The following is a 12761-nucleotide window of genomic DNA, read 5'->3' as shown; positions in this document are numbered from 1 at the left end:
CGCCCAGGCTATTTTGGAGGATCGACCTTCCAAACTTCGCCCGCATCCGGCGTGTAGGTGCACGTGTATCCTGTTTTCAAGCGCGCCGCGATGTGGTCACGGCCTACAGGCAAGGAAGCAAACATTCGCTTGAAGGCTCGCAAGACCGATTGGCGGGTCTTCTCCTTTTCGCCCTGCAAACGACTTCGACCTCCAGCACCGGCCACCGCCGAAAGGTGCTTTAAAATCGAATCCTTTTCATCCTCAAGGCGGTTGATTTCATCCTCGCGGTCAAAGGCGATAGCTTCTTCAAGCTCTTCTTCGATATCGAGGATGCGTTCTTTGTAGCGCCTGAGAGAAGCCGAGTCCGTCGCTTCTACATCAGAGGCATCTAAGGACTCGCACGCGGCTTCGGGATTAGCCAAAGCGAAAGCCGAGAACTCCTCGGACGGCTTACTCAGAAGCTTAGCCAGAAAGCGAATTCCCTTCGAGTCCGCAACCGTAGCGACCTCGCCATCGAAGATGAAACGCCACGTCTTCCCCTCACAGATCAACGCATGCTGAGGTTTCGATTTCTCGATGCCTAACGACATAGGCCAGTTGATTTCAAAACTATCTGTATCGAAATCAGTCACGAATAGATTAGAAGCCTCAAGCAACTCTTCCGTCGCCGAATCCAGATCCGGATAGACTGGGAACACGACGACCCTTGCCGAGCGGCTCCGTTCGCGAGCCAGAGCCCTCAATCGCAATTCTAGCGAATCGAGAAAACCACTACCTATCGAGAGGTAGACTCTCAGCGTATCCTTTGAGGTAATACGTTTATCTCCTAGTCGAACGAACCCCTCCGATTCCTGAAGTCCCTTGCCAGCGATGGCATTGGACCTCCGCAAAGAATCCGCAAAGGATGAAGGCGAAAAGCAATACTGCCTCACATCGTCTTCGCTCAGAACTTCAAAGCCGTTTGGCTCGTCGGAATCCTCCACGCCAAAGAGTTTCCCGTTCACCTGGCGAACGAGCATCCAGCGATTCTTCTCGTCCAGATAATTTTCGGGGATCGGAGTTTCATTGAGCAGTCCGTTCCGAACCAATGGCTCCCAAAGGTCAGGCTCGTAGCGCTGCAACTCGCGGAAGCGGAACAGAGGTTCCTCGACGGCACTGACCCTTCGCCAAAGAAACGATAGATCATCTGAAACTTTCATTACGCAGACAAGAGCCCCCAGCGTCGAAGATAACGAAAAACCTCCATGCAGCGAGTGGAGCGATTAAACGATATCTTGTTAGAGTCGGAAAGCGTAACCGTTTTTCCACGACGACATTCGGGAAACACAATTTTGATCTTGGCGGAGGCCAAGCGAGCTTCACTCAGAGAAGGGCGAAGTTTGAGCTTCTCCAGTGTTTGAAAAACGTCCTTCGAATTGAAATCGACCCGATGGACTTCCTTCCCGCCGAACTGGCAACGCACATCGGTCAAAGCCGCTTGGTGGCCGGACTCCAGCTCGAAAGTGAAGGTCGGATCCTTCAGCCGCTCTAAGTCGATCAGGGTTTGCGATTCCTCCGAATCGAAGAACTCCGGATCATTCAAGAACACCTTGCCAAAGGTTGTTCTCAAAATCGAAGTATCTCGCTTTGTCGACGATTCGATTTCGATCTTCCCGAAGCGCGGAAAGTAAGCGATGAAGTCCTGCTTCACCGGGCGGAAGATCAACGGCTGGATATCGATGGTCTGGCCATTCTCCTTCATCTCGAGCACGGCCTGCACCCGCTCCTCGTGGTAGACGATGAAGTTTTGAACATCGCCATCGACGAAGCGTTTTACCAAGACTTTCTCCGTTCCCTTGCGAACCGCGAACGCCTTTCGCAAGGCCTTCTCGAAACGCTCCGTGTTCGCATCCACTTCCTCAAGAGAACGAGCGTCCTTCCCCCGAAACATCGTAAACTTATCCACCCGCGAAAGGGTAAGAAAGTCGTAGGCCATCTCGAAGACCTCCGGATGCTCCGAATACACCCGCAAAGCCAACACCTCCACATGCAGCGAGTGAACGCCCGGGATCTCCACCCCGCATTGGTCCAGGGCGTCGAACAAAATCTCGTGCCCGTGCTTCGTCGACAGATCGTAAGCCCGATAGATGCCTTCCAGCATTCCTTTGTAGGCTACCCGATTCCCCGCCGAGGACCGAAGCCATTCCTTAAACGTTTCGACGGTCAGCATCTCCGGAAAGCCGTCTAAGCCTTCACGCCATTGATCACAATAGCGTCGAAGTACGCCTTCGAAACACTTGAATTTATCGAGAAACCTATCGGCATTGAACTTACGACGAGGCGATTTGGGCATAGTTGGATTCCTTCCTTTAGGGTTGTGATTACAGGATACTCGACCCGGCAACAGCTGACCGAATCGAAGAGGGATAAGACTATACCTCACCCATGGGACATAGCCTGTCCTATGCTAAAATTTCTCGAAAAGGACACACTTAATCGAAGGCGCTTATCGTCTTTGACTTCCGGGGATTTACTCCTCTCCGACATTCTTTTCCGAGCGGAATCGAAAACTCAGTCTGCCGCCTAAGCTATTTGCTTGTCAACGTACCGATTTTCATTGGCAACAGGGAGGTTTCTCGCCGGGGTTCTTCGGCGGCCAAGCGGACCACAGAGAAATCACTATCAAAGCAAAAACGCCAATCGGGACCAAATCCTCGGCTCCGTGAGAGAGCATTCCTAGCGTTACGAGGATGGCTCCGACTAGTCCATAGCGTACCGGTCTGTAGCCACGCCACTTGGACGCTTTCCAAGCGAGAGCGATTAGGTTTAGAAGGACGGCGAGACCGAGGATAAAAAATGTCCATCCCCCAATCATGAATCGATCGAGAGCGTAGGCGGCAACGGTCGCCAAGGCACCATAGATCGGGTAACGATAGATCTTCATTTCTTCGCCGACTCACTCGACTCTGGACGATGGCGCCACCAATCACGCACGCACCATGCCGCTAGGATGATCAAGACACCGCCCGAGCCTATTGGCAGGAAAATCTCTTTCTCATGAGCTACCGAGTACCAGACGTAGATAGAAAACCCGATAATGAACAAGATGGCGACCGCAGAGAGCCAAACGGCCATGCTCTTGCGTTCTCGTTGTTCCTTAAGAAGCTTGTGCTTACTACGCTTACTAATCCGTTTTTTGGATACTTTCAAAACAAGTAGTCAGGTCCGTAGATCAAGCTTCCGCCAAAGTGCCCTGCTGTTAAGACGAGAAGAGTGAGTGCCGCGTAAAGCGGAATACGGTAACGCGTTTTAGGCCAGTAGAGGATAACGGCTGAAACCAACACGGCGAGTGTCGCCACACTCGTGCCCAGCCATCTATGGTATTCAAGTATTACCGACAGGTTGTCGGGATAGGACGATTGAGATGCCGCGATCCACCCCATGATAGCCGCGCCAACCGCAGCAAAGGCACCGGCGAACAGTGAGATGTCCGCCAGTTGATTGAATGCAGGCTTTCGTAGTAATGGGCTAAGAATGGCCAGCAAAGCGGCAAAGGGTATCAGAGCCACCGGAAAATGCACAGCAAGCACATGCAACTTGCCGAGAAGCGAAATAATCGGGCTTGAACCGCTTTCGCCATGGTCGGAGTGATCGTGCTCGGAGTCGCCGTGTTCATGCCCATCATCCTTCCCATGGGCTTGCTCCTCTGTTGAACCGTGCTCGGCTTCGCCATGATCCCCACTTTCGACCGCCACCGCCAAGTTCGCCAAATAGGCTTCCGGATCTTTGTTGAAGTCGCGCAGACAAGACTTGCAGCAAAAATAAATCGTCTCGCCTTTGTATTCGGTATGAATGTCCGGCTCGGCGAGGTCCGTCGGCGTGACGGGGCAGTACTCGTTCTTGGTCGAGTCCTGGCTAAATGCCACGATCGTAATCGTGGCGAAAAACGCCAACACCAGAAGTTTTTTCAGTACACTCATAAAAGTATTGTTTAGAATAAAGGAAACGCGGGAACCGTCCTCCTCGACTGGCTCCCGCGCCCTGTTACCCTTCCTCAAATTCTAATGGCTATGACCACTATGGCCGTGGCTGCCTTCTTTCTTCTTCATCTTTCCATGGTCCATATGTCCGTGGCCGCCCTTTGCAGATGCAAGCGTTTCCTTCACGGAGCCGCACTTGAGCATCATCGCTCCATAATAGGGGTTGGCGAGATCTTCGCTGTTTTGCAGCCAGGCGCCGCCTTTGTTGTTAAAGGCCATTGGGCAATGCATCTTAACGACGTCGCTCTTGCCCGAGGTCCCAACGTGCTCGACCATCTTTGCGAGATCCTTAGAGATCGCGTGAAAGGCTTCGCGGGCGATCTTGATATCGGAGGCCGATTGGATCTTAGCCGCTTCTTCTGTAAGATCAGCGAGCGATGGCGCGTCTTCGTGCGAAGGGCCGTGGCCGAGCATTTTATTGAAGGTTCCGGCGCTGCTTTTAGCGGTGGCGAGATCGTCCTTTGCAAGTGCGGTTTGTAGCTCGAAGTAGGGAGTCAGCAGCATATCGACATACTCAGGCTTGATAGCCTTGGAATGGGCGAATGCGGATGCGGCGACAAATGCCGCGATGGTGGCTATTAGTATTTTCTTCATAATTTTCTCTATTTTGTATTTGGTAAATGGTTACGTTTTCCGACTACTTGCTGCAGCAAGAGCTTTCGCTACTATGTGAACAAGATTGCGAGGAGTGTGCATCGTGGTCGCTGCAAGCGCCCCGCGGAGATTTCGGAGCGACCGAAGACCCGATACTTCCCAGAACCGATCCACAGCGCAGCATGCTCGCTCCATAGTATGGGTTCGCTACCTCTTGGGTGCTTTGTATCCACTCGGCTCCTTCTCCGTCGAACGCCATTCCGCAGCGAACGAGGTAGAGCTGCTGATGCGTATTCGAAGCGAGATAGTCGAAGAGCATTTTAGCCTGACCCGTCAATTCTCTGAACGAGGCTCGCGCCGTTTGCAGATTCTGCGAACTGGCGATTTGGTCGGCGTAGCGCGTGAGATTTTCTGTATTGAGATCCGCGGTCGTTTTGTCGAAGGCAGCGATATAGAAAAGGGCGGCATCATGCACGGCTGCCAAGTCGTCTTGGGCTAAGGCCAAATGGATGGCGAGATAAGCCTCCGTGAGACTTTCCGAGAATGGAGAAACCGTCTGCGGGTGGTGTTGAGCGGAAAGGCTCGAAGCGAGCGAAAGCGCTAAAATTGCGGCGGCTGATTTGATTCGTTTCATGCGCGTATTGTATTAGAAAAGAGGAACGGCATGCGGGCTCCGGTCTATGCCCAGAGCCCGCGCCTTTGCCTCTACTTGTTAACGACTACTTTCGAGATGAAATACATCCTCTCCGCATCGTTCCCGTGATTGTCTTGATCTTCATTGTACTACATAAACGTAATAACCTGTCTCGCTTCCTTAAACGCGAGTCACTGTGAAAACCCTCACAACAATTCGTCGTTTATTTGAAGTCTTCCTTTTCTTGGAATAACGCATGCAGCTAGATTTCGCCGAACATTGCCGAGCTACTTTTCTTGCTCCTTTGGTATGCGGCAAAACAATCGGTTGAGCAAAGAGCCACGACGCCTTCTCCTTCCTTAAGAACGCAGTAGATGCGTTTACCGCCAAACTCGTAGTCACAAACATGACAGCTCGGTGGCGGCGTTTCGAAGTTGTATCGGCGTCGCGCGCTCATCAATCGATTCCTCCATCAGCTGTTCCTATTTCGTGAATTTCGTTTTGATCTCCTCGATCCCGCAATAAAGCACGGGAACGACGAAGATCGTCAGAATGGCTAGCATCATGCCTCCAAAGGACGGAATCGCCATCGGCACCATGATGTCCGATCCGCGCCCGACCGAGGTCAGAACCGGCAACAATGCTAAGATCGTGGTCGCGCTGGTCATCATCGCGGGACGCACACGACGGTTGCCCGCTTCGATGGTAGCCGCGCGAATCTCCGCGATACTCTTGGGCGACTTCTCTCGGAAGATTTGCTGCAGGTAGGTACAGACGATGACGCCGTTGTCGGTCGCAATGCCAAACAAGGCCAGGAAGCCCACCCAAACCGCAACGCTCAAGTTGATCGTCTCCATCTGGAAAAGCGCTCGCAGGTTGTGACCGAAAAGATCGATGTTCATGAACCACGGTTGGCCGTAGAGCCAGATCAGCACGAAGCCACCCGACCAGGCGAAAAGGATTCCAGAGAATACCAGCACCGTCTCCGAGATGCGCTTGAACTGAAAATACAGTATGAGCCAGATCGCAAACAAGGCGATAGGCAGCACGATTGAGAGCCGCTTCTCAGCCCGGACTTGGTTCTCGTAGCTGCCGGTGAATTTGTAGCTGACGCCTGCAGGTATATCGAGCTCGCCGCTTGCTATCTTGCCTTGCAGAAACTCCTGAGCTTGCTCCACGACTTCGACTTCCGCGTAGCCGTCGCGTTTGTCGAAAATGACATAGCCCACGAGAAAGGTGTCCTCGCTCTTGATGACCTGAGGACCGCGCACGTAGTTGATGGTGGCTAGCTCACGAAGCGGCACTTGGGTACCATTGGGCGAGGCAACCAGTATTTGTTCTATGGATTCAATCGTATCTCGAAGCTCTCGCATGTAACGCACCCGAACAGGGTAGCGCTCGCGACCTTCGACAGTTTGCGTGATAGGCTTTCCGCCGATGGCGACTTCGATGACATCTTGCACCATCTTGATTTTCACCCCGTAGCGAGCGATGGCATCGCGGTCGATGTCGATCTCCAGATAAGGCTTGCCGACTATGCGGTCGGCTAGCACTGCCTCCTTCTTGATGGAAGGCACTTGCTTGAGCAGCCCTTCGATATCAAGCGCGACTTTCTCGAGCGTTTCCAAATCAGGACCGTAGACCTTGAGGCCCATGGGAGCTCTCATGCCGCTTTGCAGCATTACGATACGCGCCGCGATGGGCTGCAACTTAGGCGCGGAGGTCGTGCCGGGGATCGAAGCCGCCTTCACAATCTCGTCCCAGATATCGTCGGGACTTTTGATCTCGTCTCGCCACTGGCGGAAGGGGCGACCATCTGGATCGAGCACAAGCTCCTCGTTCGCGTCGCGAACGAACTCGTCAGCGGCCTCGTCGTAGGCGAAGCTAAGGATACGACCGTCCTCGTCGGTAATGAACTCCGACTTGTAAGAAATGATGGTCTCGATCATCGAAATCGGCGCGGGATCCAGCGGACTCTCGACACGGCCCAACTTGCCTACGGCGCTCTCGACTTCAGGAATGGCGTTGATGGCCATGTCTTGTTTTCTCAATACATCCATGACTTCGCCAATCGAAGCGTGCGGCATGGTAGTCGGCATGAGAAGATAAGACCCTTCGTCGAGTGATGGCATAAACTCTTTTCCGAGCCCGGGCATGGTGTGGTTCATCGCCACATAGGTATCCGTCTTCTTGGCCCACTCCGGCATCCAGCCAAAGGTCTTTTCCCACCCCAGCCATGCCGTGAAGCCCATAAGGACAATCAGCAAGCTTCCAGCGACGAACAGCATCTTCACCTTTAACAGGAGCTGAAGAATAGGTGCGTAGAACCTGATGAAGATGTAGAAGAAACCAAGCAGGCCACCCACCGTCAGCAGAACGAAAATCGTATTATGTAGCGGCACCTCGGGTCCCAGAGGCTTCCAGTCGAGAGCGAGCCAAACAGCGACCACCGCCGCGACTACGAAGTTGAAACTAAACAAGGTACCTCGCTGGACCTTGGCCGGAATTTTCGGTCCGGCGATATGAAACGCAGCCGAAGCCACGAGGAGCAATCCAAGCCACCAAGGGAACCATGCGAAAGCAAAGATACCCACGATGCCGAACAAGCCCACCACGCCCCACAAGCTCGCCTTCGCTAGGTTCGACTTTGAACGGCCAGCGATGAACCAATGAGCCAACGGCGGGATGACGGTCAGCGCCACCACGATGGAACCGATCAGAGCAAAGGTCTTGGTGTAGGCCAGGGGACGAAAGAGCTTACCCTCAGCCGCCTGCATCGTGAAGACAGGCAAGAAGCTGATCACGGTCGTGAGCACTGCCGTCACCACCGCGCTCGCCACCTCGCTACAGGCCCGATACACGACCTCCAAGCGACTCTCGTCCGGCGGGGCCTCGTCCAGATGCTTGAGAATATTCTCAATCAGGACGACCCCCATGTCGACGATCGTACCGATGGCAATCGCGATACCGGAGAGAGCGACTACGTTGGCGTCCACCCCAAAGAGCTTCATGCCGATGAACGAAAACAGTACCGCCAAGGGTAGAACGCCAGAAATCAAAGCCGCGCTGCGTAGGTGTAGTACCATTACAACCACGACGATTATTGTAACCAATATCTGCTGACGCACTGCGTCTTCGAGCGTACCGAGCGTTTCGTAGATCAAGCCGGTTCGGTCATAGAACGGCACGATCTGCACTTGGCTGACAGTCCCGTCTTCCAACGTTTTTTTAGGTAGGCCAGGAGAGATCTCCGCGATCTTGTCCTTTACTCGCTTGATTACCGCCAATGGGTTCTCGCCATAGCGCGTGACGACCACGCCGCCGACCGCTTCCGCGCCTGCCTTGTCGAGCGCGCCGCGTCGCAAGGCGGGACCGTATTCGATTTCGGCAACCTCATCGAGCGTGATAGGGATGTTTTCCCGTTGCGTGATGACCGTCTTACGCAGGTCGTCCAGGCTTTCGATAAAGCCGAGGCCACGAATCACGTATTCGGCAGCGTTGATCTCGATAGTTCGAGCTCCCACATCGAGATTGCTGCCCCGCACCGCGTCAAACACCTCGTGCAAGGCGATCCCATAGGTTCGCAAAGCGTCGGGGTCCACGTCCACTTGATACTCTTTTACGTAGCCACCAATGGAAGCGACCTCCGCCACTCCATCCACCCCTTGCAAGGCGTAGCGAACGTACCAGTCCTGAGCGCTGCGCAGCTCGTCGAGGTCCCAGCCGCCGGTAGGCTCGCCTTCCGCGTCCATACCTTCAAGCGTGTACCAATAGACCTGCCCAAGCGCCGTCGCGTCCGGACCGAGTTGAGGCGATACGCCTTGCGGCAAGGTTCCAGACGGAAGGCTGTTAAGCTTCTCCAGAATGCGACTACGGGTCCAATAGAACTCGGCGTCCTCCTTGAAAATGATGTAGATCGAGGAGAAGCCGAACATTGAATAGCTACGCACCGTCTTGACCTGCGGCAAGCCGAGCAAGGCGGTCGTCAAGGGATACGTGATCTGGTCTTCGATGTCCTGAGGCGAACGACCCATCCATTCCGTGAATACAATTTGCTGATTCTCTCCAATATCGGGAATCGCATCCACCGGCACCGGATCGCGTGGCAGCGACTCCGTTTCCCAATCAAAGGGTGCGACCATGATCCCCCAAAGGATCAGGCCTGCGGTGAAGAGAACTACGACAAGCTTATTCTCCAGGCAGAACCGGATGAGCTTGTTGATCGGATTTGAAGAATTATCAGTGGGCATGACCTTGATGAGCGTCAGAATTTGCTTCGATGGTTTCCTTAACTTCTCCGCACTTGAGCATCATGGCTCCAAAGTAGGGATTTTGCAGCGGCTCGCTTCTCTGCAGCCAATCGGCTCCCCGATTTGGATACACCATAGGGCAATGCATGACAGTGAGCGATTGATCGAAAGCGTTCGGGTCTGCCTTAGCGGCGGCAATCATCGCATTCGATAAGATTTCGAAGTGGGGCTTGCGCAGGGCATCCAAGCTTTTCGCCGCAAGCATGTCGTGAAGCAGCGCAGGCAACTCGCCCGAGTGCCCCGTCGTCTCCATCATCGCTTTGGCGGAAGCCTTCGCCGCCTCGAGATCATCGCCAGCGAGAGCGGCTTGCATCTCCAGATAGTCGCCTACCAATTGCGATGCTTGTTCGGGCGCAATTTCCAGAGCCGACATTTGATGACCGCTATGATCTTCGCTGCCTTGGGCAGGGTCGCCGCCGTGATTGTGCCCAGGAGCAGGGCCTCCTCCTTGCGGGTTCATCATGCTGGGCTTCGCTTGAATCTGCAGAGCGCTATCGATCTTGAATGCACCCTTGGTGACAACTCGTTCGCCTTCGTCCAAACCAGCCGCCACGAGAAACTGATCGCCTGCCCGAGGACCGAGCACGATCTCGCGTCCTTCGTAGGTCGGGCGTTCCGTATCCGGTTTCTCGATATACACGACCGCACGCTTGCCGGTACGCATGACCGCTGAAGCGGGAACGTAGAGCGGAGCTTCGTCCTCCTCGTCGCGCACGTATCCAAGCTCCTCAGCAGGCACGAGATCCATGCCGCAGATGTCGCAATCCCCTGGACCATCCTTCACGATTTCCGGGTGCATGGGGCTAATCCATTTTCCCGCGAACTCTGGAGCATAGACTTTGCCGCCTTCCGCGAGCTGAGCTTCGACAAGCCCCTTTGCGAACATGCCGGGCTTCAGACGACGATCTTCATTCGGAACGTTGACGCGCACTTGGATCGTACGTGTCTTGCTGTCCACTTCCGGCTCGATGAAGGCGATTTGGCCATGAAAGGTTTCACCGGGGAACGCTTCTACCGTGAAGGCAACGTCCTGCCCGTAGCGGAGCCAAGCGAGGTCCGACTCGTAAGCATCGAGATAGAGCCAAAGTTCGTCGAGATCGACGATGCGGAACAACGACTCGCCCGTCTTCACGTAGTCTCCTTCGTTCACTTTTTTGGATACAACCACGCCGCCGATAGGAGCCCGCAAAATGAAATGGTCCTTCGCCTGTCCGCTTTCGAGAATCGCGTCGATCTGATCAGGTAACAGATCCCAGAGCCGAAGCTTTTCGCGAGCAGCTGCGGTGATCGATGAAGACGGGTCGCTCCGATAGGAAGTAAGCAACTCGCGTTGAGCGGTCAGCAGCTCGGGACTGTAGACCTTAGCGAGATGCTCGCCTCGCTTCACGGCTATGCCCGTGTAGTTGACGAACAGCTCGTCGATACGAGCCGGAAAGCGGGCCGTGAGCGATTTCTCCTTGGTCTCATCGTAGGCCAGCTTGCCGACGAGCCGCACTTCGGTACTCGGAAAACCGCGTTGCACGGCGGTCGTCTGGATCTCGGCCAACGCCTTCGAGCTTTTGCTCATGCTCATGACGCGCGGACCTTCGTCGGCACCAGAGTCCTTCTCCAGGGGGATCAGATCCATGCCGCAGATCGGGCAATCACCCGGCTCGGGCTGCTGGATCTGCGGGTGCATCGAGCAGGTCCATGTACTCGGTTCAGAGGTCGCTGATTGATCGGCCGAGCCGGATCCATCCGCTGCGTGGTTGTGCCCTTCGTGCCCCGTGTCTGGAGCAAGAACGAAGCGGCCGATACCAAGGCCAATTACGAGAGCGGCGCCTACTGAAGCGGCGAGAGTGACAATAGGTTTCCTGTTCATTTCGATTGAGTAGCTTGAAAGGTTCCGAGAATGGGTTGGTTCGCGAGCGTCTGAGCGGCGACGAGTTGCTGCCACGCGTCAGCGGCGGCCCGCCAGTAAAGAAGTTGGAGTTCGAGCAGCGAACGCTCGCTGTCGATGACTTCGAGAATTCCTGTGCGACCGCCTTGATAGCTCGTGCGGCTGTTTTCCACCGCTTGTTCGGCTAGACCGAGCAGCTCCTCCCCGTAAAGCTCGAGGCGGCGGTTTGCATCGGTGAGAGAAGAAAGGCTGCTGGCGAGATCGGCTTTCAGCGCATTGAGTCGGTTTTGGTATTCCGACTGGATCGCTTGTTGCGACGAGGCGGCTTCCGCTTGAGCCGCATGGTTCTTTTTCGACCAAAGCGGAATGTTGACGCCAAAGGTTACGCCCCAGGCATCCTTGCCGGAGTCGACACTCATAGCAGGCGTATCCAGGTCCCCAATTTGCACGTAATTCAAACCCACGGTGAAGTCGGGACGACTCTCCAGCTTGGCCAATTCGATCCTCGCTTCGGCGCTGGCGATCTTGCGTTCGAGCATTTGCAGCTGCGGGTTGTTGACCTCAATGGATTCGAGCAGCGAAGTCGCCCTAGGGCTAACGAGCCCCGGCTTCTGCCATTCGGGCCATGGAAGCAGCGTCGATACGGGAAGGGCCAGCAATTCGCTCAACTGAGCCGATTGAGTGACACGCTTTTGCTGCAGCGACTGCAAGCGGTCGTTCACCTTGCCGATTTCCACCTTGAGGCGAAGCAGAGCGTTGAGGTCGCCGCCCGCTTTTACCTTCTCTTCGACGATAGGTTCTAGCTGAGCTAAAAGATCTAGGTTTTCCCGGGTCAGTTGTGTCGCTCGTTGCGTGTACCCATATTCGTAGTACATCTTGGAAACCATGCGAGCGAGCATGAGTTGCTGGCCTTGGTAGGCATACCAAAGAGCCTCCGCTTGTTCGCTCGTCGCCTTTTCGCGAGCGTCCAACTTGCCGAACCACGGAATCCGCTGATTGACCATTAGAGCGTTCTCCTGCGGGCCGTTGCGCGTCTGAACCGACTCGACGAAGCTTGTCACCTGCAACATCGGATCCGGCAAGGCGGCTGCCTGAGGAATCCGTTGAGTGGCCGCTTCGTAGCGTTTCTCGAAAGCGTCGAGCTGCGGGTTGGCCTCTTGAGCGCGAGCAAGATAGTCCTCCAAAGAGGAGAGTCGGCTTGCAGCTCCCTCGTCTTGGGCGAACAGCGTGGCAACGCCCCAAATCCCGCAAAGAGCAAGGGCGGTTGTACGCAGTTTATGAAGGTGGCTTCGTAGTCGTAAAGTCATCGGTATTCGCTTCAACGCAATGATTTGCCGAAACCC

Annotated in this window: 11 protein-coding genes; all 11 read right to left on the bottom strand. The window is 54.8% G+C overall.

What is annotated here, in order from left to right:
* Positions 1-8 precede the first annotated feature (8 nt).
* Complete coding sequence (locus QEH53_RS21150) at positions 9-1181, bottom strand: hypothetical protein (protein WP_309025222.1); 1173 nt, start codon at positions 1179-1181, stop codon at positions 9-11.
* The gene (locus QEH53_RS21145) at positions 1181-2314 is read right to left on the bottom strand and encodes a hypothetical protein (protein WP_309025221.1); all 1134 of its coding nucleotides are present in this window, start codon (positions 2312-2314) and stop codon (positions 1181-1183) included. The genes QEH53_RS21150 and QEH53_RS21145 overlap by 1 nt, the downstream gene beginning before the upstream one ends.
* Positions 2315-2575: 261 nt before the next feature.
* A complete protein-coding gene (locus tag QEH53_RS21140) occupies positions 2576-2905 on the bottom strand; it encodes a hypothetical protein (protein ID WP_309025220.1) in 330 nt (109 codons plus the stop codon).
* Positions 2902-3096 (bottom strand): hypothetical protein, encoded by a 195-nt coding sequence (locus tag QEH53_RS21135; protein ID WP_309025219.1) that lies wholly within the window; start codon positions 3094-3096, stop codon positions 2902-2904. Before QEH53_RS21135 ends, QEH53_RS21140 begins: the two co-directional genes overlap by 4 nt.
* Before the next feature lie 71 nt (positions 3097-3167).
* Positions 3168-3941: a YHS domain-containing protein gene (locus tag QEH53_RS21130; protein WP_309025218.1), complete on the bottom strand. Its 774-nt coding sequence runs from the start codon at positions 3939-3941 to the stop codon at positions 3168-3170.
* 81 nt (positions 3942-4022) lie between these two features.
* Positions 4023-4595 carry a DUF3347 domain-containing protein gene (locus tag QEH53_RS21125; RefSeq protein ID WP_309025217.1) on the bottom strand — a complete coding sequence of 191 codons (573 nt, stop codon included), beginning with the start codon at positions 4593-4595 and terminating at the stop codon, positions 4023-4025.
* 43 nt (positions 4596-4638) lie between these two features.
* Positions 4639-5229, bottom strand: coding sequence for a hypothetical protein (locus QEH53_RS21120; protein ID WP_309025216.1), 591 nt, complete (start codon positions 5227-5229; stop codon positions 4639-4641).
* A gap of 262 nt (positions 5230-5491) precedes the next feature.
* Entirely contained in the window at positions 5492-5686 is a 195-nt protein-coding gene (locus tag QEH53_RS21115) for a hypothetical protein (protein ID WP_309025215.1), read from the bottom strand.
* A gap of 25 nt (positions 5687-5711) precedes the next feature.
* Positions 5712-9479 (bottom strand): efflux RND transporter permease subunit, encoded by a 3768-nt coding sequence (locus QEH53_RS21110; protein WP_309025214.1) that lies wholly within the window; start codon positions 9477-9479, stop codon positions 5712-5714.
* Complete coding sequence (locus QEH53_RS21105) at positions 9469-11400, bottom strand: efflux RND transporter periplasmic adaptor subunit (protein WP_309025213.1); 1932 nt, start codon at positions 11398-11400, stop codon at positions 9469-9471. The genes QEH53_RS21110 and QEH53_RS21105 overlap by 11 nt, the downstream gene beginning before the upstream one ends.
* Positions 11397-12725: a TolC family protein gene (locus QEH53_RS21100; RefSeq protein ID WP_309025212.1), complete on the bottom strand. Its 1329-nt coding sequence runs from the start codon at positions 12723-12725 to the stop codon at positions 11397-11399. The genes QEH53_RS21105 and QEH53_RS21100 overlap by 4 nt, the downstream gene beginning before the upstream one ends.
* Between the last annotated feature and the right edge of the window lie 36 nt (positions 12726-12761).

The organism is Pelagicoccus sp. SDUM812002 (assembly GCF_031127835.1).
GTDB lineage: Bacteria > Verrucomicrobiota > Verrucomicrobiia > Opitutales > Opitutaceae > Pelagicoccus.
This window is presented reverse-complemented; position numbering and strand designations above follow the sequence as displayed.